At 47.8% G+C, this 24,957-nt stretch carries 28 protein-coding genes; 22 read left to right on the top strand and 6 right to left on the bottom strand.

The features are described from left to right. The first annotated feature begins 28 nt into the window (after window positions 1-28). The 4 genes from msrA (at window position 29) to V3O24_RS10165 (ending at window position 3,547) form a co-directional block, all read left to right on the top strand. Window positions 29-667, top strand: a complete 639-nt coding sequence (gene msrA, locus V3O24_RS10180; RefSeq protein WP_331307157.1) for a peptide-methionine (S)-S-oxide reductase MsrA — start codon at window positions 29-31, stop codon at window positions 665-667. Between the two features lie 266 nt (window positions 668-933). Beyond that, window positions 934-2,316 (top strand): ATP-binding protein, encoded by a 1,383-nt coding sequence (locus V3O24_RS10175; protein ID WP_104425470.1) that lies wholly within the window; start codon window positions 934-936, stop codon window positions 2,314-2,316. Next, window positions 2,294-2,842 (top strand): response regulator transcription factor, encoded by a 549-nt coding sequence (locus V3O24_RS10170; protein WP_104425469.1) that lies wholly within the window; start codon window positions 2,294-2,296, stop codon window positions 2,840-2,842. Before V3O24_RS10175 ends, V3O24_RS10170 begins: the two co-directional genes overlap by 23 nt. A gap of 513 nt (window positions 2,843-3,355) precedes the next feature. After that, window positions 3,356-3,547 (top strand): hypothetical protein, encoded by a 192-nt coding sequence (locus V3O24_RS10165; RefSeq protein WP_104425468.1) that lies wholly within the window; start codon window positions 3,356-3,358, stop codon window positions 3,545-3,547. Window positions 3,548-3,659: 112 nt separating this feature from the next. Here V3O24_RS10165 and lpxD read toward each other — a convergent pair whose 3' ends face one another. Together lpxD and moaC are read right to left on the bottom strand one after the other, a co-directional pair. After that, window positions 3,660-4,700: a UDP-3-O-(3-hydroxymyristoyl)glucosamine N-acyltransferase gene (lpxD, locus tag V3O24_RS10160; RefSeq protein WP_104425467.1), complete on the bottom strand. Its 1,041-nt coding sequence runs from the start codon at window positions 4,698-4,700 to the stop codon at window positions 3,660-3,662. Between the two features lie 196 nt (window positions 4,701-4,896). Further along, complete coding sequence (gene moaC, locus V3O24_RS10155; RefSeq protein WP_331307156.1) at window positions 4,897-5,388, bottom strand: cyclic pyranopterin monophosphate synthase MoaC; 492 nt, start codon at window positions 5,386-5,388, stop codon at window positions 4,897-4,899. 126 nt (window positions 5,389-5,514) lie between these two features. Here moaC and moaD point away from each other — a divergent pair, with 126 nt between their 5' ends. The 8 genes from moaD to V3O24_RS10115 all read left to right on the top strand — a co-directional run bounded on the left by moaD (window position 5,515) and on the right by V3O24_RS10115 (window position 11,548). Continuing rightward, entirely contained in the window at window positions 5,515-5,748 is a 234-nt protein-coding gene (gene moaD, locus V3O24_RS10150) for a molybdopterin converting factor subunit 1 (RefSeq protein ID WP_104425465.1), read from the top strand. A 2-nt stretch (window positions 5,749-5,750) separates the two neighbouring features. Further along, complete coding sequence (locus V3O24_RS10145; RefSeq protein WP_331307155.1) at window positions 5,751-6,197, top strand: molybdenum cofactor biosynthesis protein MoaE; 447 nt, start codon at window positions 5,751-5,753, stop codon at window positions 6,195-6,197. Window positions 6,198-6,234: 37 nt separating this feature from the next. After that, window positions 6,235-7,050 (top strand): DUF2797 domain-containing protein, encoded by an 816-nt coding sequence (locus V3O24_RS10140; RefSeq protein ID WP_331307154.1) that lies wholly within the window; start codon window positions 6,235-6,237, stop codon window positions 7,048-7,050. 422 nt (window positions 7,051-7,472) lie between these two features. Then, window positions 7,473-9,209 carry an acetolactate synthase 3 large subunit gene (locus tag V3O24_RS10135; RefSeq protein ID WP_331307153.1) on the top strand — a complete coding sequence of 579 codons (1,737 nt, stop codon included), beginning with the start codon at window positions 7,473-7,475 and terminating at the stop codon, window positions 9,207-9,209. Further along, window positions 9,209-9,700 (top strand): acetolactate synthase small subunit, encoded by a 492-nt coding sequence (gene ilvN, locus V3O24_RS10130; RefSeq protein WP_104425461.1) that lies wholly within the window; start codon window positions 9,209-9,211, stop codon window positions 9,698-9,700. Before V3O24_RS10135 ends, ilvN begins: the two co-directional genes overlap by 1 nt. A 53-nt stretch (window positions 9,701-9,753) precedes the next feature. Further along, entirely contained in the window at window positions 9,754-10,770 is a 1,017-nt protein-coding gene (gene ilvC, locus V3O24_RS10125; RefSeq protein ID WP_104425460.1) for a ketol-acid reductoisomerase, read from the top strand. A 197-nt stretch (window positions 10,771-10,967) separates the two neighbouring features. Next, on the top strand, window positions 10,968-11,234 hold the full coding sequence (locus tag V3O24_RS10120) for an AbrB/MazE/SpoVT family DNA-binding domain-containing protein (RefSeq protein ID WP_331307152.1): 267 nt from the start codon (window positions 10,968-10,970) through the stop codon (window positions 11,232-11,234). Next, window positions 11,228-11,548, top strand: coding sequence for a type II toxin-antitoxin system PemK/MazF family toxin (locus V3O24_RS10115; RefSeq protein ID WP_331307151.1), 321 nt, complete (start codon window positions 11,228-11,230; stop codon window positions 11,546-11,548). The genes V3O24_RS10120 and V3O24_RS10115 overlap by 7 nt, the downstream gene beginning before the upstream one ends. Before the next feature lie 19 nt (window positions 11,549-11,567). Here V3O24_RS10115 and V3O24_RS10110 read toward each other — a convergent pair whose 3' ends face one another. Continuing rightward, window positions 11,568-12,923 (bottom strand): cytochrome P450, encoded by a 1,356-nt coding sequence (locus V3O24_RS10110; protein WP_331307150.1) that lies wholly within the window; start codon window positions 12,921-12,923, stop codon window positions 11,568-11,570. Between the two features lie 194 nt (window positions 12,924-13,117). Between V3O24_RS10110 and V3O24_RS10105 the strand changes: the two genes are divergently transcribed. From V3O24_RS10105 to V3O24_RS10095, 3 genes are all read left to right on the top strand, one after another. Beyond that, entirely contained in the window at window positions 13,118-13,339 is a 222-nt protein-coding gene (locus tag V3O24_RS10105) for an addiction module protein (protein WP_331307149.1), read from the top strand. A gap of 171 nt (window positions 13,340-13,510) precedes the next feature. Continuing rightward, window positions 13,511-13,669, top strand: coding sequence for a type II toxin-antitoxin system HicA family toxin (locus V3O24_RS10100; RefSeq protein WP_331307148.1), 159 nt, complete (start codon window positions 13,511-13,513; stop codon window positions 13,667-13,669). Further along, a complete protein-coding gene (locus V3O24_RS10095; RefSeq protein ID WP_331307147.1) occupies window positions 13,666-13,998 on the top strand; it encodes a type II toxin-antitoxin system HicB family antitoxin in 333 nt (110 codons plus the stop codon). Before V3O24_RS10100 ends, V3O24_RS10095 begins: the two co-directional genes overlap by 4 nt. A gap of 98 nt (window positions 13,999-14,096) precedes the next feature. Here the strand turns inward: V3O24_RS10095 and V3O24_RS10090 are convergent, their stop codons facing one another. The 3 genes from V3O24_RS10090 to V3O24_RS10080 all read right to left on the bottom strand — a co-directional run bounded on the left by V3O24_RS10090 (window position 14,097) and on the right by V3O24_RS10080 (window position 17,223). Next, window positions 14,097-16,433 carry a hypothetical protein gene (locus tag V3O24_RS10090; RefSeq protein ID WP_331307146.1) on the bottom strand — a complete coding sequence of 779 codons (2,337 nt, stop codon included), beginning with the start codon at window positions 16,431-16,433 and terminating at the stop codon, window positions 14,097-14,099. 254 nt (window positions 16,434-16,687) lie between these two features. Then, the gene (locus tag V3O24_RS10085) at window positions 16,688-16,963 is read right to left on the bottom strand and encodes a type II toxin-antitoxin system RelE/ParE family toxin (RefSeq protein ID WP_331307145.1); all 276 of its coding nucleotides are present in this window, start codon (window positions 16,961-16,963) and stop codon (window positions 16,688-16,690) included. Then, a complete protein-coding gene (locus V3O24_RS10080) occupies window positions 16,963-17,223 on the bottom strand; it encodes a ribbon-helix-helix domain-containing protein (protein WP_331307144.1) in 261 nt (86 codons plus the stop codon). Before V3O24_RS10080 ends, V3O24_RS10085 begins: the two co-directional genes overlap by 1 nt. Before the next feature lie 136 nt (window positions 17,224-17,359). On the opposite strand from V3O24_RS10080, the gene V3O24_RS10075 reads away from it, so the two are divergent. From V3O24_RS10075 to V3O24_RS10045, 7 genes are all read left to right on the top strand, one after another. After that, window positions 17,360-17,554 carry a type II toxin-antitoxin system VapB family antitoxin gene (locus V3O24_RS10075; RefSeq protein WP_104425431.1) on the top strand — a complete coding sequence of 65 codons (195 nt, stop codon included), beginning with the start codon at window positions 17,360-17,362 and terminating at the stop codon, window positions 17,552-17,554. Then, window positions 17,551-17,940, top strand: coding sequence for a PIN domain nuclease (locus V3O24_RS10070; RefSeq protein WP_331307143.1), 390 nt, complete (start codon window positions 17,551-17,553; stop codon window positions 17,938-17,940). The genes V3O24_RS10075 and V3O24_RS10070 overlap by 4 nt, the downstream gene beginning before the upstream one ends. 176 nt (window positions 17,941-18,116) lie before the next feature. Next, a complete protein-coding gene (locus V3O24_RS10065; protein ID WP_331307142.1) occupies window positions 18,117-20,186 on the top strand; it encodes a carbon starvation CstA family protein in 2,070 nt (689 codons plus the stop codon). After that, on the top strand, window positions 20,186-20,365 hold the full coding sequence (locus tag V3O24_RS10060) for a YbdD/YjiX family protein (RefSeq protein ID WP_331307141.1): 180 nt from the start codon (window positions 20,186-20,188) through the stop codon (window positions 20,363-20,365). The genes V3O24_RS10065 and V3O24_RS10060 overlap by 1 nt, the downstream gene beginning before the upstream one ends. Before the next feature lie 213 nt (window positions 20,366-20,578). Beyond that, a complete protein-coding gene (locus tag V3O24_RS10055; RefSeq protein WP_331307140.1) occupies window positions 20,579-21,076 on the top strand; it encodes a hypothetical protein in 498 nt (165 codons plus the stop codon). A 14-nt stretch (window positions 21,077-21,090) separates the two neighbouring features. Next, a complete protein-coding gene (locus V3O24_RS10050; protein WP_331307139.1) occupies window positions 21,091-22,332 on the top strand; it encodes a dicarboxylate/amino acid:cation symporter in 1,242 nt (413 codons plus the stop codon). A gap of 116 nt (window positions 22,333-22,448) precedes the next feature. Beyond that, on the top strand, window positions 22,449-24,956 hold the full coding sequence (locus V3O24_RS10045) for a glycogen/starch/alpha-glucan phosphorylase (protein ID WP_104425427.1): 2,508 nt from the start codon (window positions 22,449-22,451) through the stop codon (window positions 24,954-24,956). The last annotated feature ends 1 nt before the right edge of the window (window position 24,957 follow it).

Below are 24,957 nucleotides of genomic sequence, written 5' to 3'. Positions count from 1 at the left end.
AAAAAGTCTTATAAAAATACCACAGGCTATGATTTTTTCATCTAAAAAACTTATTTTACCCGATCCTAAAGAAGCCTTGCCCGGCCGAAATACGCCCATGTCTGTTATCAACAGGCATTTCGTGACAGGCAACCCGATAGTTCCGCCGTTTCCGGAAAACATGGAGCAGGTTGTGTTTGGAATGGGGTGTTTCTGGGGCGCGGAGCGGAGGTTTTGGCAATGCCGTGGCGTGTTTAGCACGGCAGTCGGTTATACCGGCGGCTACACGCCTAATCCGACTTATGAGGAGTTATGCACCGGTTTAACCGGGCATAATGAGGTCGTCAAAGTGATTTATGATCCGGCTATTATTTCATTCCGTGACCTACTTCAGGTTTTTTGGGAGTCCCATAACCCGACGCAGGGCATGAGGCAAGGCAATGACATCGGCACGCAATATCGATCCGGGATTTATACCTATACTCAGGAACAATTTGATGAGGCGCTGGCATCAAAACAACACTACCAGAATCAACTCACTCGAGCAGGATTCGGCCAAATAACCACAGAGATTATATCGGTTGGCGAGTTTTATTATGCCGAGGATATGCATCAGCAATATCTGGCCAAGAATCCTATGGGGTACTGCGGTTTAGGAGGGCTGGGAGTGGTTTTTGATCAGGTTTGATTTCGCCGGGCAAAAAAAAGGCGGTTTAAAAAAACCGCCTTGGAATATATTTAGGAAGAATATAACGCAACTTTTCAGCTATGGTGCTCTACTAGAGCCTTAAAAGTTAGGTTAATAATATCAACAAATATTTCAACATAAAATGTGACATATTGTCGCAGTTGTGTATTGGTTATTTATATTTAAAAAATCCAACCGATAATATACCTAAATATTGTTAGTTTCTTGATTTAGGATATTTCTACAACATACCGTTTTAATAAAAAATGCTTTCATACGCCTCGCATAAATCAGAACTTTCCGCCCGACAAAACCTGAAATGGCTGTTTATTCTCAGGAATTTGATGATACTCAGTGAGGTTATACTCATTGTTTTATCGGTATATGGCCTTAATATTCGCCTGCCTGAGCAGCCGCTCTGGCTGGTGATATTGTCGATAGGCGCGGTCAATGTCTATACCTCAATGCGTTTACAGACGGAAGATCCGGTTACGGAGCTGGAAATTTTTTCCCAGTTAGTTATTGATGTTTGTGGCATTACAGCATTGCTGTACCTGACCGGAGGCGCCTCGAACCCGATTACCTGGGTATTCCTGTTGCCGTTGATTATTACCGCCATCATGCTGCATCAATCCTATGCTTGGTATATGGTGATTTTAACCACGTCCATGTATACGGCGCTAATGGCCTACAATATTCCTTTGCCGTCGATAGAACCCCACATGCCCAACCCGGAAATGCGGTATTCCGATGCAAAAAATTATGAGCTGTTGCAGCATGTGCATTCGATGAATGACAGTCAATATTTTAATCTTCATATTTTCGGCATGTGGTTCGGTTTTGTATTCAGCGCCGGCTTAGTCGCATTCTTTGTCGTTGAGCTGGCTAAAACGCTGAAAGCCCAGGAACGCAGTTTGGCCGAAGCACGGGAAAATGCGTTAAGGGATGAGCGTGTTGTTGCTTTAGGGACATTGGCGGCTAGCGCCGCCCACGACATGGGAACGCCATTAGGCACTATTGCCATTGTGTCGCATGAGCTTGAGCAAGAGTACCCGACGCATCGTTTTCCAGATTTGCATGAGAAACTATTGATCATGCAGCAACAGATTGATCGCTGTAAAACAGCGCTGTCGGTGATGTCGGCTTCTGCCGGCGAAATGCGCGCAGAATCCGGTCGAGCCATGCTGCTGACCGATTATATTGATGAGGTCATCAACCAGTGGCGTACTCACAAACCGACGGTAAAACTGAGTTTTTTTATCAATCCTGAAGTTGAGACGCAGGCAAAAATTATTGCCGAGCTCACGCTGACCCATTCGATTATTAACATTCTGAATAATGCCGCTGAAGCATCTCCCTCGGAAAAAGGTATCGAATTTCATGCGTCATGGGATTTAGACCATGTGGTTATTAAAATCAAGGATTTTGGCCCAGGCTTGCCCCCGGAATTGATTGATTTTGCCGGTAAACAACCCGTTGTCAGTAAAAAGCGCGGCTTAGGGGTGGGGCTATTTTTAGCTTATTCCACTATTAATCGACTGGGCGGTAAAATTAATTTTTACAACAGCGAGGCGGGCGGCGCCTGCGTGGAAATCATCTTACCCCTTTTAAATACAGAGAATAATCATGACAACCCAGGAAACGGATAAACCACGGCTGTTGCTGGTGGATGACGATGTGACTTTTTGCAATGTATTGAAGAGTGCATTGGAAAAAAGAAATTATGAGGTATTGGTCGCCAACGACGTTAAAACAGGCATATCGTTTGCCGAGCGTTATCTGCCCGAATATGCCGTGATTGACTTGCGTATCGGTCATGAATCCGGCCTGGAGCTGGTGAAAACGCTGATCTCTTTGGACGACAATACCGTTTGCGTGATGTTAACCGGTTTCGCCAGCATTGCTACAGCGGTGGAAGCCATAAAGCTGGGCGCCACACATTATCTAACCAAGCCGGCCAATGCGGACGAAATTGTAAACGCCCTGCATAAAAATGATGGCGACTCATCGGTCTCGATTAGTGAAAACCCCTTGTCCGTAAAACGCCTGGAATGGGAGCATCTGCAAAAAGTGTTGATGCAGCACGACGGCAACATTTCCGCTGCCGCCAGGGCGTTGAACATGCACAGGCGCACGCTGCAACGAAAACTGGATAAAAAGCCGGTCAGAGAGTAGCGGATCATTATCAGGGCGTAAAGCCCATCTTCAATTCTTTCGGGAAATGAATGGCCCTGTTCTTCCGCGTTGAAGCAAAAAATACTTTCGTATTGCCTCAATTAAATCGCCTGTGCTCTCATGTATCCGATTTGTAGTGCGATTGGGTTCGGCAATTTTAGACACGATTATCTTTCCAATGCTGGTGGCTTGATTTCCGGTCGAAACGAGTCAATCGGCAGCAATGCCCTAATATCGTTTGAGGCTCCGGTATATTTTCATTAGTTTTCATTTGGTTGCCGAGCATCATCTTGCCGTTTTTAATTGTCAGAAATCTTCTTTACCTCATGGAGCCTGATGCGATTGGTGTTTTTTTATTTATAGCTTTGACATAACGCCGTATCTCATGATAAAAAGTACCCTGTCGTTTATTACTTAATTCGACAAGCAACTCAATAACACAGTTATTGAGGAGCTCCCTTTGAGGAAAGGGAATACAACAATATAATTAAATAAACTTTCGAGGATTTTAAAATGGCTGAAGAACAAGAAAAAGATAACACATGGTTGATTGCTGGTGTTGCTATTGCTGCTGTTATTGTTTTAGTTGTATTGCTGAAACAAGATGAAACTAAACACTTACAAAGCGGTAGTGTAGCTCAGTTGCAACAAGAAACTTTCTCAAACATCGAGAAAAGAAAAACCAGCAACAAAACCGCTCAGTAAGACTACAAACCTAGTTTAACTGGAAAAAACCCTCCATCGTTTCGGTGGAGGGTTTTTTTTGCTTTGCAGTTTTTGTTTCGAAACGCTAGGTCGGAAGCCTTTGATGCGTGGACTATGAATTGCCTTCCAGCATCTGGATTTTTTCCTCCAGCATTTTTACTTTCTTCAACAGCTCGGGCAACTTGCTGATTGCGATCTGCTCTTTATAAGCTGTTTTCTTGTCTTTTGCCGGACTGCCGAAAACCTGGGCGCCTGCCTGGACGTCGCCCGCCACGCCGGAACGGGCCATGACAACTGCGCCTCGGCCAATCGTAACGTGATCGGCAATGCCAGAGCTTCCCGCCAGAATCGCATAGTCTTCAATGTTGCAAGAGCCGGATACGCCCGTTAAGCCGCACATAATGACGTTTTTGCCGACTTTGTTGTTGTGCCCAATCTGCACCAGATTATCGATTTTGCTGCCGGCTCCTATTAAGGTGCTTCCCAATGCGCCTCTGTCTATGCAGGTATTGGCGCCAATCTCGACATTGTCTTCGATAACCACATTGCCGACTTGAGGGACTTTGACATGCGCGTTATTCCGAAACTTATAACCAAAGCCGTCAGCGCCAATGATGGCTCCCGAATGAATAATGACATTATTGCCTATGACCACATCGTCATAAATAACGGCATAAGGGTAAATCCGGCAGTTTTTGCCTATTTTGACATTTTTACCGACATAGGCCCCCGCATGTATCTGGCTGTCATCGCCTATGCTTGAGTCTTCGCCGATGATGGCGTAAGGGCCTATATACAAGTTATTACCTAAGATTATATTGGCCTCAAGCACCGCCTGCGGCGCAATTTTCTGTTCGTAAGTTCTGGCAGGATGCAGTAATTCGACCGCTTTGATAAAGCTGAGCTCAGGATCGGGGCAAATTAACAGCGTCATGCTTTCCGGTACATTTTCAACACCGAAGCCTTCCGCAATAAAGCAGGCGGAAGCCATTGAATGTTTAAGGTGCCGGGTATAGCGACTGTTGGTCAGCTGCGTGACTTGACCTTGATGTGCAGAGGTGATTTCTGCCGCTGAATGGATGGTTGCTGATGAATCGCCGCCTTCAATCCGCGCGCCACAAAGATCGGCCAGTTCTTTTAATATAATCGACATAGTTGTCTCTGCTGTTATTTGAGATAACGCCAAAACAATCGGCGCCTTGTTGCAAAAATAAGTTTAGTGTAACAAATCTGATAGGCATCGACATTACCTGTATCGGCTTGCTCGTCAGAATGATAAGGAGGGCAGTGTAGCCGGTTTGGTTTTTGTATTCTGTTTTCCAGCGCCCAAATGCACAATTTAGGCTGTTTCAGGCAACATTCTGTTGATCGTATTGCCAGTGTCCCGATTTGCCGCCATCTTTTTCCAGTAGCCGGACTGACTGGATAACCATGCCTCTATCTACGGCTTTGCACATATCGTAAATGGTCAGTAAGGCAATTTGCGTGGCGTTTAGCGCTTCCATTTCTACGCCGGTCTGCCCGTTTGTTTTTACGGTGGTTTGGCAGCGTATCCGGTTGTTGTCGATTTCAGCGCTCAGCTTGATTTCAACATGCGTTAGCGGCAGCGGGTGACAGAGCGGAATCAGGTCCGCAGTTTTTTTGCTGGCCATGATGCCGGCAATTCTTGCTATAGCCAGCACGTCGCCTTTTTTGTGGCCGCCGTCTACGATCAGCTTGAGCGTTTCCGGCTGCATTTCAATATAGCCTTCAGTGATCGCGGTGCGCTGGGTGATCGCCTTCTCGCCGACGTTAACCATATGCGCTTCGCCGGATTGATTAAAGTGGGTTAATGCAGTCATTTTTCTGTAAAATTAGCAGCGAAACAGTCAAGTGGTTTTTATTATAACAACTGCCGGTTAAGAAAACTAAAAAGGAGGCCGGTCTCCCGTAATGCACCTGGTGCCCGTTTTATTGAGTGAATGACTATGTCGATTAAGGTGCGGTATTTCGCCAGCTTGAAAGAAAGTATCGGCCGTTCGGAAGACAATCTGGAGATTGCAGGCTTGGCTACAGTCGGCGACGTGTGGCGCTACGCCAATCCGAACAAAGTGCTGCCGGATAATATCCTGGCGGCGGTGAATATGGATTATGTCGAATGGGACGCTGCTGTTAATGACGGCGATGAAGTGGCTTTTTTTCCGCCGGTGACCGGAGGTTGACCGTGGATATAAAAATTTGCCCTGAGCCTTTCGATCCCTGGCGGGAGGTTCAGGCGCACCAGTCTTCGGCAACGGACATGCCCGGCAAGTTCGGCGCAACCAGCATTTTTATTGGCACGATGCGCGATTTCAATGAAGGCGATGATGTAAAGGGCATGACGCTGGAACATTATCCCGGCATGACCGAAAAACAGCTGGAAAAAATCGTCGCCGAAGCCATGCGGCAATGGCCGGTCATTGATGCGTTGGTGGTGCATCGGGTGGGTGATATTCTGCCGAATGAGCCGATTGTGTTGGTGGCGGTCTGGACATCGCATCGAGGCGATGCCTTTGATGCGAGCCGATATATTATGGAGGCGTTAAAATCGAGAGCGCCTTTCTGGAAAAAGGAGCTGTTAAAATCCCAATCCGAGCGTTGGTTGGTAAAAAATACCGACGGTTATCTTTAACCGGTCCATTGTTATTATATTTTTAGGGAATGTCTGAATGCAGGGGCAATTAAGAAAAATGCGCGTCCGACTGGAGCAGCAGGTTCAGTACGAGCTGCCGGTCGGTGATCAATCGGTTTCGTTAAATCCGCTGATCGGCAAGCCGGTTAAGCTGACGTATACCGGAAAAATATTTTGCATGCACTGCAACAGGGCGATTAAAAAGAGTTTTAACCAGGGCTATTGCTACCCCTGTTTTACCTCGCTGGCGCAATGCGACATGTGCATCATGAAGCCGGAAACCTGTCATTATGAGGCGGGTACCTGCCGGGAACCCGCATGGGGAGAGGAGTTCTGTTTTCAGCCGCATGTGGTTTATTTGGCCAATTCCAGCGGTATTAAGGTCGGCATTACCCGTCAGTCTCAAATTCCGACGCGTTGGATAGATCAAGGCGCGGTGCAGGCGCTGCCGATTTTTAAGGTGCAGTCGCGTTATATTTCCGGCCTGATTGAAATCGCCATCGCCAAACATGTCAGCGATAAAACCAGCTGGCAGCAAATGCTTAAAAGTAAGGCCGAACCTGTCGATCTACTTGTAAAACGGGATGAATTAGTCGCGGTTTGCGAGGCGGAGTTGGCCGGCATTACCCAGCGTTTCGGCCAACAGGCGATTGAGTGTTTAATCGATCAGCCGGTGGTGGACATTCATTTTCCTGTAGACAGTTATCCGGTCAAGGTTAAGTCGTTTAATCTTGATAAAGACGCCGAAGTATCAGGGGTGCTGCACGGTATTAAAGGCCAGTATTTATTGCTGGATACCGGCGTGATTAATATCCGCAAGTTTGCCGGTTACGAGGTTGAATTTTCAGCGTAGTCGAGGCCTGTTCCAGAAAAACAGTTAGTCCGCGAAAGACATAAAAAGCACAAAAAATACAAAGGCACGCCAAACTGTCGACATGGAACAACGCCGTAATCGCGTCATCGGGCTCAACACCGGTATTGCACCAACTTTCCTTTAAATTCACCGGCAACACTTTTTAACGATATTTTTATCCGGCGGCTAATGATGAGCTGTAATTGATTGTTATCGGCCGGGCAAGAATCAAAAAGGATAAGAGATGCGTGTACAATTCGACCAAAAACCTAGTAAAATGCTTGCATTATGCCGTCTGAACAAGGCGGCTGCCAGCAGCAGTTTATCTGGCGTCTTTAAAAACACACCGGGTATTTGGGGGCTTGAGTTTTTTAAAACGCAGTTAATCGGCTTAATTCGAAAGTCTATTTGAGGGTATTAGCGTGGAGCTAAACGGCGCACAAATCGTAGTTCAGAGTCTTAAGGACGAAGGCGTAGAATATATTTTTGGCTATCCCGGCGGGGCGGTATTGCATTTATACGATGCTCTTTTCCAGCAGGATGATGTCAAACACATTCTGGTTCGGCACGAACAGGGCGCGACCCATGCGGCGGACGGCTATGCCCGCGCTACCGGCAAACCGGGCGTAGTTCTGGTTACTTCAGGCCCTGGCGCAACCAATGCCGTAACCGGCATTGCCACCGCTTATATGGACTCCATCCCGATGGTGGTTATTTCCGGGCAGGTACCGTTGCCGGTCATCGGCAGCGATGCGTTCCAGGAAGTCGATATGGTCGGTATTACCCGGCCCTGCGTGAAGCATAATTTCCTGGTCAAAGACGTCAATAAACTGGCTGAAACCATCAAGAAGGCTTTTTATGTCGCGACAACCGGCCGCCCCGGTCCTGTTGTTGTCGACGTGCCTAAAGACATCACCGATCCCAGAATCAAAGTGCCTTATAAATACCCTAAAAAAGTATCTATCCGTTCTTATAACCCTGCGGTTAACGGTCATAAGGGGCAAATTAAAAAAGCCGTTGATTTATTATTGACCGCACAAAAGCCGATCATTTATTCCGGCGGCGGCGTGATTTTAGGCGAAGCCAGCAAGGAACTGACCGAATTTGCTCACACGCTGGGTTTTCCGATCACCAATACCTTGATGGGCTTGGGCGCTTATCCTGCAACCGACAAGCAGTTCGTCGGCATGCTCGGGATGCACGGCACTTATGAAGCCAATATGGCGATGCATGACAGCGATGTGATTATCGCTATCGGAGCGCGTTTTGACGACCGCGTTACCGGCAAGCTGGACGAATTTTGCCCGCACGCCCAGATTATCCATATCGATGTCGATCCTGCGTCTATTTCCAAAACCGTTAAGGTTGCGATTCCTATCGTCGGCGAAGTTAAACCGGTATTGGAGCAGATGCTGGAAATGATCAGGGAAAGCAAAAAGAAACCGTCCAAGAAAGCCTTGGAAAGCTGGTGGAAGCAGATCGACCAATGGCGGGCCGTCAAGTGCATGGAATACGACCGCAGCAGCCGTTTGATCAAACCGCAATACGTGATCGAACAGTTGTACGAAGTCACCAAAGGCGAGGCCTATGTCACATCGGATGTAGGGCAGCATCAAATGTGGGCGGCCCAGTATTATCCGTTCGACAAGCCGAGGCATTGGATTAATTCGGGCGGTTTGGGCACGATGGGATTCGGCTTGCCTGCGGCCATCGGCGTTAAGCTGGCGTTTCCCGATTCGGACGTCGCCTGCGTGACCGGCGACGGCAGCATCCAAATGTGCATTCAGGAATTATCGACTGCATTGCAATACAATGCGCCGGTAAAAATCATCAACCTGAACAACAGCTATTTGGGCATGGTTCGCCAATGGCAGGAATTTAGCTACGAAAGCCGCTACTCGCATTCGTACATGGATACTATCCCGGATTTCGTCAAACTGACCGAGGCATACGGCCATGTCGGCATGCGTATCGACAAACCGGAAGATGTCAGGCCTGCGCTGGAAGAAGCGTTTGCGATGAAAGACCGCACGGTATTTTTGGACATCCTGACCGACCGGACCGAAAATGTTTACCCGATGATTGAAGCGGGCAAGGCCCATAACGATATGACCTTAAGAGTCGCGGACGGCACATCAACCGACAGGGAATTGGCGTAATGAGACATATTATTTCTATCCTGATTGAAAATGAATCCGGCGCGTTATCGCGGGTCGCAGGCTTGTTTTCCGCGCGCGGCTACAATATCGAGTCCTTGACCGTAGCGCCTACCGAAGACCCCAGCCTGTCGCGTATGACCCTGGTCACGCGCGGCAGCGACGACATTATCGAGCAAATCACCAAGCAGCTGAATAAACTGATTGATGTGGTTAAACTGATCGACTTGGTCGAATCCGTTCATATCGAACGGGAACTGATGATGGTCAAGATCAGGACCACCGAGCACACACGCGAAGAAATCAGAGGTATGGCGGATATATTCCGCGGCAAGATTATCGACGTGACGCCAACCACTTATGTCGTGGAAATGACCGGTCCGTCCAGTAAACTCGATGCGTTTATCGCAGCCATTGACGGCGACAGCATTATTGAAGTCGTCCGTTCCGGGCCGACAGGTATATCGAGAGGCGAAAAAGGGTTGCATTTGTAAGCTTTAGCTTTTCGTCTAATTAATTTTAAAAACACCAAAAACAGGAAAAAACCATGCAAGTTTATTACGACAAAGATGCCGATCTTTCAATCATCAAAGGTAAAAAAGTGGCCATTATCGGTTACGGATCGCAAGGCCATGCCCACGCTCTTAATCTAAAAGAATCCGGCGTTTCGGTTGTCGTGGGCTTGCGCGCAGGATCACCTTCAGTGGCTAAGGCTGAAGCGCATGGTTTAATCGTACAGCCGGTTGCACAAGCGGTTGCCGGTGCGGACATCGTCATGATTCTGACGCCTGATGAATTCCAATCAAAATTGTACAAGGACGAAATTGAACCGAACATCAAACAAGGTTCAGTATTGGCATTTGCCCACGGCTTCTCAATTTTGTACAACCAAGTCGTGCCACGCGCCGATTTGGACGTGATCATGATCGCGCCTAAAGCCCCAGGCCATACCGTTCGTTCTGAATTTGTACGCGGCGGCGGCGTTCCCGACTTAATCGCAGTTCATCAAGATGCTTCAGGCACAGCTAAATCGATCTGCTTGTCTTACGCGTCAGCCATCGGCGGCGGCCGTTCAGGCATCATCGAAACCACGTTCCGCGACGAATGTGAAACCGATTTATTCGGCGAACAAGCGGTATTATGCGGCGGTGCGGTTGAACTCGTAAAAATGGGTTTTGAAACCCTGGTTGAAGCGGGTTATGAGCCTGAAATGGCCTACTTCGAATGCTTGCACGAATTGAAGTTGATTGTTGATTTAATGTTTGAAGGCGGTATCGCCAACATGAACTACTCCATTTCCAACAATGCAGAGTACGGCGAATACGTTACCGGCCCAAGAGTCATCAACGAAGAAAGCCGCTGGGCGATGCGTGAAGCGTTGAAAAACATCAGAAACGGCGAGTACGCCAAGCAATTCATTATGGAAGGCATGACCAACTATCCTGAAATGACCGCCAAGCGTCGTTTGAATGCAGAGCACCCGATTGAAGTCGTCGGCGCGAAACTGCGCAGCATGATGCCTTGGATCAAAGCCAACCAGATTGTTGATAAAACCAAAAACTGATTTTATCTTCCTCTCTTGCACCTTCTCCCTTGAGGGAGAAGGTTGGGATGAGGGGTATAAATCTATAGTCAGTTTAAGCGTTTAAAAAAGCCCGTCTTTATGATGGGCTTTTTTTTGCGCTAAAGTGAATTTGACCACCGACCTCAAAAGTAATTACAATGTAACTATATTTTATTAAGGGCTAAAAGGAGTCAAATATGGCGCATTTAATCAAAATAGGAAATTCTCAAGGCATCAGGATACCGCAACCGCTTATTAAACAAGCCAATCTTCAAGATCAGGAGTTTGAAATTCACGTTGTAGATAATGGCTTATTAATTACTCCGATCAAAAAAACCAGACAAGGCTGGGAAGAGCAATTCAAAAGAATCACCGCAGCTCAAATTGAGCAAGATTTTAACAAAACCCATAGCAATCTTGACCATAGCGCGGAACTTCCGACCGGCGAGGCGTGGGAATGGTAGTCAATCGGTTCGAGGTTTATCTGATCGAGCTTGACCCGGCTATGGGCAGTGAAATTAAAAAAAACAGACCCTGCGTTATCGTTTCGCCCAATGAAATGAATTGCTTGAAAACGGTTTTAATCGCACCCATGACTACTAAAGGGTTTCATGCGCCCTCAAGAGTTGAGCTTGAGTTTCAGGATAAGACCGGGCTGGTTTTGCTGGATCAATTGCGGGCGGTCGATAAGTCCAGGCTGGTTAAAAAGCTCGGGACTATAGATGCTAAAGCACAAAAAATGATTTCATCAACTTTGGTTGATATGTTTGAGTTTTAAATTCAACTGATCAGCGCAACTAATGATGTCTGCTTCGAACGACTAACTTCGCCGGAACCCCGCCCTTAGGCTTCAGAGTCACCGCCATTTCAATTTCGGCTTCATCCGTATCAAGCAACTGCAAATCAAAATGCTGAAGTATCATGCTCAACAAAAGCTGGCTTTCCAGTAACGCAAAATGGTTGCCGATACAGATGCGTTCCCCGGTTCCAAACGGCATGAATGAAAACCTACGGCTTTCAGTATTTAAAAAACGTTCGGGATCGAACTGTTCAGGCTCTGGCCAGAAATCCGGATGATGGTGAATATTGTAAATACTGAACATCGCCAGCCTGCCTTGCTTTAACGAATGCCCGTCAATCTCAGTATCTTTAATAATTTTGCGCATCATAATGCCGACAGGCGGACGCAGGCGCATCGATTCGTTCAATACGGCTCTGGTATAGACAAACTGCTGCAAGTCTTCCGCCGTTGGGATTTCGCCGTGCAGCAATGTATCGAGTTCTTGACGCAGTTTAGCCAGTACATCCGGGTGGCGGGCCAATAAATAGAGGGTCCAGGTTAACAGGTTAGCGGTGGTTTCATGGCCTGCGGTAAAAATGGTAATGACTTCATCGCGAATCTGTTTATCGGACATAAGTTCGCCGTTCTCATCGCTTGCGTTCAGCAACATATCCAACAAATCGCTGTGTGCTGCCGGCTGGGCGCGGCGTTGCTCGATGATCCCGTAAATGAGATCATCCAATAGGGAGCTTGCAGCATTGAATTCCCGATTGGCCTGGGTGGGGATAAATAACGGAATGCGCAAAGGATTGATTACGGATTTGGCCGCATACCGCAGCAACGTGTCTAAAGCAGGCGCAATGCGTTCAATTTTATCGAGGACGCTGGTGCTGAACATGGTTTGAGTGATCACTTCAAGCGTTACCTGCATCATTTCATCAGAGAGATTAACATGAGCCCCGTCGCCTAATAGCCGCCATCTTGCCAATAAGTTATTGCCGGCGGTGACAATTTGCGGGAGCAATAAGGCCAAATTACGCCTCTGGAAAACCGGCTGCATTAACCGCCGCTGCTGTTGCCATAACTCGCCCTGACTGGTCACTAACCCTTGTCCTAAGACCAGTGCCAGACCGGTTGGTTTTTTAGGGTCGTACATTTTGACAAAGATATCGCTTTGTTTGATTAAAGCCTGTTCGATCAGCTTTGGGTGGCTGATTAAATAAAAATGGCGAACCGCCAGTCTGAAACTCACCAAATCGCCGTAATCACGCCGCCAGTCGCAAAGCGCTTGAAACGGATTGGCTTTCATCTGCCGTAAATTGCCGAGTAGAAATTCGCCTTTGGTTTTTGGGATTGTTTTGTTTTGGGGCATGGTTAATACGGTTAGAGGTTTTAGTTTCGGCAGAACTAAGTTCAATAAAATGACTTACAAGGCTAACGAGCTGGTTCTTTCATCGCCGCATTGTTGCCGAGCCGACGGAATGTGTGATTGCAAGAGCAGTGCTTTTCCTTTAAGGTTAAGCTGTCCGTGGTAAAGACGCAATATCAATCACAGGTACTTCCTATATGAGCATCGAAGAACTTCACAAGTTATCCGCCGTAGAAAAGCTAAAGATTATCGAGGCGCTTTGGGGTGATTTGGTCGGTGATGAAGATAATCTCTCCAGCCCATCCTGGCATGAAACCGAACTCATAGAAACTGAAAAACAATTTCTCTCCGGCGACATTGAAGTAATGGATTGGCAGCAAGCCAAGAAAGAATTGCACTCAACCCCGCTTGAAAAGTAACCTGACTTCTTTTCGCTTTTTGCGACTTACAAAATATAGATTACATTGCTATCGATATTTGGTAGCTTTTTGCCCCATGAAAGCCAAACACCTAAAAACCTTGCATTCCGTATTTGCCTTGCCTACACAAGCGTCTATTGTCTTTGCCGAGCTTGAGGCACTGCTAACGTATTGGGTGGAGAAAAGACCGAGCGCGAGGGTTCGCGTGTGAAATTCACGCTACAGGGCATGGAATGGCATGCGCACCGGCCTCACCCAGGAAAGGATGCCAAGAAATATCAGGTTGAGCAATTACGCGAAATGCTGAGCAAACTGGAGATTAAACCATGAACACTATGACTTATAAGGGCTATACAGCCCGCATTGAATTCGATGAGCGCGATGCAATTTTCGTGGGCCGTGTACTTGGAGTAAAAGCCATCATCGGCTTTCATGGCGAAACGGTAACCGAATTGCGTGCAGACTTCGAGGCCGCCATCGACTTCATGATTGATGATTGCAAGGCGCGTGGCGAGACGCCGGAAAAGCCTGCCAGCGGCAAGCTGATGCTGCGCGTGCCACCAGAGGTTCATGCGGCGGCGCTGGTAGCCGCTCAGGCTACCGGCAAAAGCCTGAATCAATGGGCTGCCGAGATACTTGGAAAAGCAGCTCATGTTTAAAGCATAAAAGTTGCGTAGCTCGTATGTAGCGTAGCGAAATACGGGATGATTGAAACCACGAAGCACCGGATTCCGCAAGCCCCATCCAGGTTACTCGCTCAATTATCGGATGATTTACAAAGTGAAATATAGTGATACGGTAGATCATCTTGATCGATATTTTTTGCTATGACTAGACAGCTTTTTACATGCTCTGGTTTGAGCCCAGAAGCAGCAGCATTTTCTATAAACTCATACCGTCTATGTGCATTGCCATCCTTAAATAAAACATAAGCAAGTGCATACTCCGACGCCTCAGGTGGGGCATAAATTATTGCATTTTTATGCCCTTCCTTTTGCCATGTTCTGCTAACACCTTTTTTAAGCATCTCAACAGCTGAAGCTAATTTCGATTGATCATTAGGTGAAAACATATTCAACAGAACACCAATCTCTGTCCATTGAGGAGTGGATCGTTCTTCAAGCTTGCGAAAAATATCATTAAACAGTTTGGAAATTTTTGGTCTTGGCTTCTCAAGAATTATTCCTTCATCCCTTGACATATAATACTTATCAAGTGGAGCTGACATCTCAGAAATTATAATTTCTGTTTTATCTTCCGACTGCATGCTTCCTAAATTAAAAAGTGTCATTGCATATAGCCCCATAAAATCCAGCTCATCGCCTAGGAAGCTAACATGCCCTTCTAGTTCGGTTCGACGCTGAAGATAATGGATTATTTGCACTGGATGATCCAAGAAATCGAACAAGGTCTCGAAATCCGCCAAGTTCATCGTTGGACATGGATAAAAATCTTCTGGTAGCCATTCAGTATCAATAAATCTGCTGAAGTTTGCTTGAAGAGAGGCAAAATCTTCTAAAGATACAGAAACTCGCAGCACTTTATGTATGCTACTCAGATCAACGGGTAATCTATCCCTCAAGGCATCACTGATGGTTGCGTCCAATCTCAGTTCATTCAGCCTGTTTTCTAAGCGCTTAGATTGAATGCTTGGTTCTACCAATATCTCCTTGATGTGGCGCTTTATCCGGTCAGGTGCCCCTCTCAAGGCTGACTTACTTATTTTATGAGCCTTTGCTTCGATTATGATTGCATGGGAATCAATGAAGGTTATTAAGTCTGTTTCAAACTGTTTTTCATCTACACGCCATTTAACACACGATACCGTTAAAGCTTCGGGGAATCGCCGCTTTACTATTTCTTCGATTTTCTCTTCCAAATAGTTTGCTCTTCTATCATGAAGCTTATCTTTATTATTTTTTTCAATAACTTCATCTAGTGACGAAAGCACAAAACTAAAAAATAATTGTGGCATGGGACAAAAATACGCTTTTTCATCCTTTATGATGGGTTTATTCCATACTGGGTTATCAAGAAATAAAAATTCGGTTTTATGAGTTTCTAAAGCTCCAGGAGAATATGAAAAATAATCTAACACTAAGTTGGTGCTTTCAGAATCAATCCCAGTCTTGGAAGAGACTGCCTCTGCCGTGAAATAAAAAGAGTCTGACATTCCAAGATCATAGTGGCTCAAAAGCATTAAAAACAAACTCTTTATTGGGAGCTTTGAAATGCCATCTACTTCATAAAACTGGTCGGCTTCCTCTTGTCCCTGACCAATGAGCTCATGATATTTTAAGACTAATTCTTTTGGTTTTTTGATGGCTTTAAGCTTGCTTAATGCAACATGCCTTTCTGTCAAAGATTTTTCCATTGATCTGAGCATGAAATTGAATGTTTTTATAATCGTGGTCGCGCTAAATTCATGCTTATCAAGCAGTATTTCATCAAAGTAACTATATAACTCCGTTGAAATGTTAAATACCTGAGAATAATAGCCCCAATTCCTGACGGTTTGTGTATTGCTCCTAACCAAGAATTGTATGCAATCGATAGCTTTACCTTTTGCACTAGCATCTAGGCGCCCGTTATTCATGCCACTGAAGGAAAAAGCTCTACCTAATTCGGTTAATGTATCGAATCCTTTCTGAACCACATCAGGTGTAACTGGATTTGTTCCCCAATCACTCCTTGGTATTTGTAAAAGCAATGCTTGAAGCATTTCGACGTGTGATTGGGTTATTAGCGCACGCCCCTCATTAGATTGAACCCCCGTGTCACCTGCTCCCACACTCAAGCCATACCCAGAAATTATTGCTAATAAGGTAATTGGATCATGCGCTTTTAATAAATCTTGGATATTATTCAGAGATTTTTGAAATTTCTTCTTATTGTCCTCTCCTATCTGCCAAATCAAATCTCTCCTCTGAGTATCAGTTAAATTCCTGAGCGGATTATCCAACATAGTAAACACTGGTGATGATAGGCTAGATTTGGTGATAGTCTTACATGTCTGTTGAGCCCTTAGTTTTTTAAGTTTTTTTGTTATTTGATTCTTTTTTTCAGCTCTACGAGCTTTATTATTCTTTCCCACAAATAATTCCTTTTGATAAAAGATCAAAGAACTAGTTTCTTAGCTCAACCGACAAAATATCCAGGTAGCCTGGTAGGGTATGCAGAGCGTACCTTAAAATCTAACGTATCATATTATGATCTAAAGTGTTCGGTTTGCACGACTGGGAGTCATTAGGGTCAGGCCTTACATTTTACGTGCCTGCAAAAAAACAAATGTAATTTGTAATGTCCGCTCCTACAACGCTTAATTTAATGGCATTGTCTCTAACATAGCTATCGATCTTCGCGCGTATGCCACAGCCGCAATATATAGATAGTGGAATCCTGAATCTCGTAACGCATTTCATATCGTTCAACCAAGATACGGCGAACCTCACGTGGTTCGAACTCTTCCAATTTTTCGCCGATATAGGGTTGTTCAAGTAGCCGAGTGGGGGCGGCGGTTAATAATTGCACTGTGCGGGCTGCCGCCGGTTTGTTTACCGCTGCTAAAAACTCATAAAGCCGCGCTAGATCGTCCAGCGCTTTGCTCGTCCACTTCAACCGCATCAGCGCGGAATCGGCAGCGGCTTGTCGGTATCGAGGCTATTGGCCCAAGCTTGCACCGCTTGGTGGTCGATGACGTGTCCGGTGTCAACATCTGCCAGCGCTTCCAACGTCAGACGCCTGCGCTCTTCTTCTTGTCCGAGCCAATCCGCCAACGCCTGTTTGATAACCCAACCGCGTGAGCGATCCAAGCGAGCGGCTATTTGGTCAACTTTGTCGGCCAGTTCTTCTGGAACATGTGCGCTAATGACTTTGGTGTTCATTGTTCACTCCATTAAAATCGGATTTCATCATATAGAGTAAATTTGGTTATTTCAATGGCTTATATAATATTGAATGATGTCAATAGACATGCTCTAATGTGTATTGTTTATAAATTCCTTACACAAGGGTAATCCGATGCGAACCAATATAATCATTGACGACACCTTAATGGCCGATGTTTTAAAAGCGACGGGCGCAAAATCCAAGCGCGAAGCGGTAGAGCTAGGTCTAAAAACCTTATTGATGTTGAAGCAGCAAGAGGGCATCAAAGCTTTTAAAGGCAAATTGAAATGGGAGGGCGATTTGGAGCAAATGAGGACTGATCGGTGATCCTGGTCGATTCCAGTGTCTGGATCGATTACTTTAACGGCACAGAAACACTGGCAACCAAAAAGCTGGATAACTTACTGGGTGTACAGCCGGTATGTATCGGGGATTTGATTCTGGCTGAAGTGCTGCAAGGATTTAGATCGGATTCCGATTACCAGACCGCAAAAACCTTGCTTTGCTCCCTGCCTGTCCACGCCATGTTGGGCGTAACCCTCAGTTTAAAGAGCGCTGAAAATTTCAGAAACTTGCGTAAACAAGGTATTACGACCCGAAAAACCATCGACACGATGATTGCTACTTACTGCATTGAAAACGAATTGCCGTTATTGCATTCGGACAAGGATTTTCAACCCTTTCAGCAGTTTTTGGGCTTGCAGGTTGTATAGAGGTTCTCTTTATGCCTTCATTTTTTAAATAGCGCGTCATTCCGGCAGATACTTGTGAATAAAAACGAGCGCTGTAGCGTGGGATCTGACCATAATCCTATCGCAATTTAGCCATTTTCAAGGATAATCTCCTTGGTTTTACCATTAAAACATCAATAATAAATAGAAGATGCCTAATGAATAATCTACTGAAAAACTCCATCTGGGTACTGATTGCCGCGCTCGGCGCGGCAGCTGTCGGCGGCATTGCCTTGAACCGCGGCGAGCACATCAACACGTTGTGGTTTATAACCGCCGCCTTGTGCGTTTACGCCATTGCCTACCGTTTTTACGCGGCGTGGATTACTGCGACGGTATTGGTGGTTGACGAGACGCGGGCGACACCGGCCGAACGTTTGGATAACGGCCGAGATTTTGTGCCGACCAATAAATGGATCGTGTTCGGTCATCATTTTGCGGCGATTGCGGGGCCGGGGCCGCTGGTCGGCCCGACGCTGGCCGCGCAGTTCGGCTATTTGCCGGGCACATTGTGGATATTGTTCGGCGCGGTGCTGGGCGGTTGCGTGCAGGATATGACGACACTGTTTTTGTCCACCCGGCGCGACGCCAAAAGCCTGGGCCAGATGGCGCGCGACGAGCTGGGCGCATTGGGCGGGACGGCGGCGCTGATCGGTACGTTTGCGATTATGATCATCCTGATTGCGGTGCTGGGGCTGGTCGTGGTCAACGCGATGAAGCACAGCCCGTGGGCGACGGCTACGGTGTCGGCGACGATTCCGATTGCGATGATCGTCGGCCTGTACATGCGCAGTTTCCGTCCCGGCCAAGTGCTGGAAGCGTCTGCGTTGGGCGTGACTTTGCTGTTGCTGGCCGTGGTCGGTGGCGGTTGGATCGATCACAATCCTACCCTGCGCGTTTGGTTCGATCACGAAGGTTTGACGCTGGCCTGGTGGGTGATGGCTTACGGTTTTGCGGCGGCGATTTTGCCGGTTTGGCTGTTGCTGGCGCCGCGCGATTATCTGTCGACTTACGTTAAGCTCGGCACGATTACTTTGCTGGCGGTGGCGATTATCATGTTGCAGCCGACCGTGAAGATGCCTGCGTTGACGCAGTTTATCGACGGCACCGGGCCTATTTTCGGCGGCAAGTTGTTCCCGTTCGTGTTTATTACCATTGCTTGCGGGGCTATTTCCGGTTTCCACTCGCTGATCGCTTCCGGCACCACGCCGAAACTGCTCAGCAACGAGCGTGATATACGCATGATCGGCTACGGCGGCATGTTGCTGGAATCCTTTGTCGCGATCATGGCAATGATGGCGGCGACCGTGCTTGATCCGGGCGTGTTTTTTGCGATCAACAGCCCGGCGGGCGTGGTCGGCAAGGAGGCTGTTGACGCCGTTGCCAAGATTTCCTCGTGGGGCTTTCCGGTTACTGTAGAGCAGATGCGGTTGTTGGCCAGTCAAATGGGCGAGGCGACGCTGTTCGCCAGAACCGGCGGTGCGCCGTCTTTGGCTGTCGGCATGGCGAGTATTTTCGGCAGCGCGTTCGGCGAGAGCATGCTGGCTTTGTGGTACCACTTTGCGATCATGTTCGAGGCTATTTTTATCCTGACCACACTGGATGCCGGAACCCGCGTCGGCCGCTTCATGTTGCAGGACATGCTCGGCAATATCTGGCCGAAAATGGGCGAAACTTCGTGGACGCCTTCGGTTATTTTGACCAGTGGGTTGGTCGTGGCAGGGTGGGGTTATTTCCTTTATATCGGCGTGATAGACCCGAACGGCGGGGTCAATATCTTGTGGCCGCTGTTCGGCATTGCCAACCAGATGCTGGCCGCGATTGCGCTGTGCGTGGCGACCGGCATTTTGGTTAAATCGGACAAATTCAAATACGCTTGGGTGACCGGCTTGCCGCTGACCTGGCTGGTGACGATCACCAGCACGGCGGCATGGGAGAAAATCGTCAGCGACAATATACGCATCGGCTTCTTTTCCGCGGCCAACGATTTGGCCGACAAGCTGGCGGCAGGTGCGTTGCCGCCGGAGAAAACGGCTGTTGCGCCGCAGTTGATCTTCAACCTGCATCTGGACGGCTGGATAACGCTGTTTTTTGTGGCCTTGTTGTGGTTGATCGTGTTCGATATGCTGCGGGTTTGCAGCCGTTATCTGGCAGGAAAACCGGTGCTGCCGCTGGCGGAATCGCCGCATACGCCGAGCCGTCTGGTTGAAGACTGGGTGAGGGACTGATGTTTAGCAAACTCAAAACCTTTTGGCGGGTGGTGCGTCGTCTTTCCGGCGATGACGCTTACGAGCGCTATTTACAGCACCATGCAGAACATCATCAAGCCGATATGCCGCTGAGCAAAGAGGCTTTTTTCAAGCAGTGGCAGGATGAAAAGTGGAACGGGATTAAGCGGTGTTGTTAGCAGACCTTCCAGGTCTCTAAGACCTGGAAGGTTTTACTCTCAAGGTTAAATATGTCAAAAGAAACGCTCTTAATTAACGGCCACTACTATCATATCTACAACCGAGGCAATAATGGCGAAAACTTGTTTCCCGAAGAACGGAATTATCATCATTTTCTCAAACTTTACATCCGTTATATTTATCCGATTGCCGATACCTACGCGTATTGTTTGATGAAAAACCACTTTCATTTGTTGGTTAGGATTAATCCGAAACCAGACCTTCCAGGTTCTAAAAACCTGGAAGGTCTAAATCTGAGCCGGGAACCAAACCTTCCAGGTCTTCAAGACCTGGAAGGTTTAATTCGGCACAATTATTCGCAATCTTTTTCAAACTTGTTTAATGCTTATACCAAAGCAATTAACAAGGCTTACGGTCGTTCAGGCAGTTTATTCGAAAAAAACTTCAACCGCATCTTGATCGACACAGACCGCTATTTCGTTCACTTGGTCAGCTATATTCACCGTAATCCGCAAAAGCACGGGTTTGTCGACGACTTTCGCACTTATCCTCATTCTTCCTATCAAGCGATTCGACAACAGAAACAAAGCCGCATTGAACAGCAACAAGTTTTACAATGGTTCGGTAGCATGCAGTCTTTTGAGAATTATCATCAGCAATTCGACGAAAGCCAAATTCAGCACTTAATTGAAGAAGACAACTTTAACTAGGCCTTTTTAAGTTTATGACCTCTCACATCCAGCAGCCCAATCGCCAAACCCTTTATGTCGCAGTAGCATTAATCATAGGTATCATCGTCGGCGAGCTGCTTAGCCTGACCTTGGGCGGAACCGAAACGCTAAAGCCGGTTATCGCTGTTTTCGCCGCGCTGACCGATATTTTCCTGCGTCTGGTCAAGATGATTATCGCGCCGCTGGTTTTTTCGACGCTGGTTGTGGGCATGGCCAAAATGGGCGACATCCAAACCGTCGGACGGGTCGGTATCAAGGCGATGTTGTGGTTTTTCTCGGCGTCGATTTTCAGCCTGCTACTGGGGATGCTGCTGGTGAATGGCTTTGAACCGGGCAGTTCGCTGCACATGGCGCTGCCCGAAGTCGGAGCGAAAACCGGCTTGCCGCAGGCTGCCCCGACACTGGGCAATTTTGTTTCGCATATGTTCCCAAAAAGCATCATCGAAGCGATGGCGGCCAACGAGATATTGCAGATCGTGGTGTTCTCGATGTTCTTCGGCGTGGCCTGCGCCTCGTTGGGCGAACTCGCTCATCCGACCATCAAGCTGCTCGATTCATTAGCGCACATCATGTTGAAAGTCACCGGCTACGTGATGCACACCGCCCCGGTTGCGGTTTTTTCGGCGGTGGCTTCGGTTATCGCGCAAAACGGCATCGGCGTGTTGCTCAGTTACGGCCGGTTTATCGGGGAGTTTTATTTGGGGCTGGTGCTGCTGTGCGCTGTGCTGGGCTGTGTCGGCTTCCTGATTCTGGGGCGCAAGATTCTGTCACTGATTCGCCACATCCGCGAACCGATGCTGCTGGCGTTCGGCACCGCCAGCAGCGAAAGCGCTTACCCGAAACTGTTGCAGCAACTGGAACGCTTCGGCTGCGATGAAAAGGTCTGCGGGCTGGTGCTGCCGTTGGGTTATTCGTTCAATCTCGACGGCAGCATGATGTACATGACCTTTGCGGTGCTGTTTATCGCCCAGGCCTACGGCATCGACATGGCGCTGGGCGACCAGCTGATCATGCTGTTGACGCTGCTGTTCACCAGCAAGGGCGTGGCCGGGGTACCCAGGGCTTCGTTAATTGTCATTGCGGCCACGTTGTCGATGTTTCATATCCCCGAGGCCGGTTTGCTGTTGCTGCTGGCCGTCGATCAGGTGCTGGATATGGGGCGTAGCGCAACCAACGTGTTCGGCAACAGCATCGCCGCCGCGGTCGTAAGCCGCTGGGAAAAAGCCCTGCGATAGGATTAAAAGACGGCTGTATGAAGCGGAAGCCCGGTAGCGGCGCGTCGAATAATTTTGGTCAAATAACAAAAAGTCGTTAACATCAACCTAATATCAACTTTGTAGTATTTAAGAATATGCCGCACAGAAGTTTTAAAACAAGCAAACCGAAATCCACAATTACTATACTCCCTGAATTGGGCATGGCTGAGCAGGATTTTGTTGCCGATTTCAAGCGTTATTACAGCCACCGTTTGGGTAGGGATGAAAACTGCACGTCGCCGCACTATGCTTATGAGGCGCTGTCGATGGCTATCAGCGACCGGCTCATAGAGCGCTGGAAAAAAACTTACAATACTTATAAAGAGACGGATTGCAAACGGGCCTACTATCTGTCGATGGAGTTTTTAATGGGACGGACCCTAAGTAATGCGATGCTGAATCTGGGCATTACCGAGGCGGTTGAACAGGCCATGTACGATTTGGGCCTTGAGATGGAGGAGCTGGTTGAAAGCGAGCCGGATGCCGGTTTGGGCAATGGCGGCCTGGGCCGTTTGGCGGCTTGTTTTATCGATAGTTGTGCAACCTTGCGGCTGCCGGTGACCGGCTACGGTTTGCGTTATGAATACGGGATGTTTTCTCAGGATATTATCAATGGCGAGCAGGTCGAAAAACCGGACCATTGGCTGCGTAACGGCAATGTCTGGGAAATTGAACGTCCCGAATACACGCACAGGATTAAATTCGGCGGGCGCACAGAGTCGCATATCGATGAGTTCGGCAACAAGAGGACCAGCTGGATGGACACGCAGGATATACTTGCGGTGCCTTACGATACGCCGATTCCGGGATACAGGAACGGCACCGTAAACACGTTGCGCTTATGGAAAGCCACGGCGACTGAAGAATTTAATTTGCAGGAGTTCAATGCCGGCGATTACGCCGAATCGGTCGCGGCAAAAAATACCGCTGAAAATATTACGATGGTGCTGTATCCGAATGACGCCAATGAAAATGGTAAGGCCTTGCGCCTGCGTCAGCAGTACCTGCTTGCTTCCGCCAGTTTGCAGGATGTGATCGGTTCCTGGGTTGGCCGTCACGGCAATAATTTTTCCGAGTTTGCGGCGAAGAATACCTTTCAGTTAAACGATACGCATCCGAGCATAGCGGTTGCGGAACTCATGCGCTTACTGTTGGATGTCCACGGCTTGGTTTGGGACGATGCATGGGCGATTACCCGCAAGACGATGGCCTATACCAATCATACCTTGTTGCCGGAGGCCCTGGAACGGTGGTCGGTGAGCCTGTTCAAGCAGCTGTTGCCAAGGCTGATGGAGATCATCTTCGATATTAACGCCCATTTTATGGCCGAAGTCTCCGCGCATTGGCCGGGTGATACCGACCGGTTAAGACGCATGTCTATTATTGAAGAAGGTGACGAGCAACATGTCAGGATGGCCTATCTGGCTATCGTCGGCAGCTATTCGGTCAACGGCGTTGCTGCGTTGCATTCGAAATTATTGCAGCAAGGTTTGTTCCGTGATTTTTACGAGTTCTGGCCGGACAAATTCAACAATAAAACCAATGGCGTTACCCCGCGTCGCTGGCTGGCGGCATGTAATCCCGAGTTGGCCGAACTGATTACCGCTACGATAGGCAACGGCTGGCTGACGGATTTGTCGCAGTTGAAGAAGCTCGAGCCTTTTGCCGAAGATAAGAAGTTCCGCAAGCGCTGGCATGAAATCAAGCAAGGTGCAAAGCAAAAACTGATCGATTACAAGAAGCATGAACATGACGTCGATTTTAATGTCGACGCCATTTTTGACGTGCAGGTTAAGCGCGTTCATGAATACAAACGCCAACTGTTGAATGTGCTGCATGTGATTCATCTGTACGACCGGATTAAGCGCGGCGACACGGCGAACTGGACGGATCGTTGCGTATTGATCGGCGGGAAAGCTGCGCCGGGCTATTACATGGCGAAAAAAATCATCAAGCTGATCAACAATGTCTCAAACGTGATTAATTCCGACCCCGACGTGGGCAGAAAATTAAAGCTGGTTTTCTTGCCCAATTACCGGGTTTCCGCGATGGAGAAAATCTGTCCGGGCGCCGACCTTTCTGAGCAAATTTCAACGGCCGGTAAAGAAGCTTCGGGTACCGGCAATATGAAGTTTATGATGAACGGCGCGTTGACTATCGGCACATTGGACGGCGCCAATATTGAGATTCGCGAAGAAGTCGGGGATGAGAATTTCTTCCTGTTCGGTTTGACCGAAGAGCAGGTTGAAGAAATGAGCCGTCACTATGACCCTAATGCGATCATCAATCAGGATGAGGATTTGCTGAGGGTCATTAAGCTGCTCGAGTGCGGGCATTTTAATCAATTCGAGCCGGGTATTTTCGATGATATTCTGGCCTCAATAAAAAGTCCTCACGATCCCTGGATGACGGCAGCCGATTTTCGCAGTTTTATCGATGCACAAAAACGCGTGGAAGCGGCTTACAAGGATCAGGATCACTGGACCAAAATGAGTATCTTAAACTGCGCCGCCAGCGGCAAGTTTTCCACTGACAGAACCATCACCGATTACAACACCGAGATATGGAAACTGAAGCCGGTCAATATCGATAACAAGTTCTGAG

This window comes from Methylobacter sp. Wu8, assembly GCF_036440755.1.
In the GTDB taxonomy this organism is placed as follows: Bacteria; Pseudomonadota; Gammaproteobacteria; order Methylococcales; family Methylomonadaceae; genus Methylobacter_A; species Methylobacter_A tundripaludum_A.
Note: the sequence above shows the minus strand (reverse complement) of the source record. Positions and strands in the feature narration are given on the sequence as shown.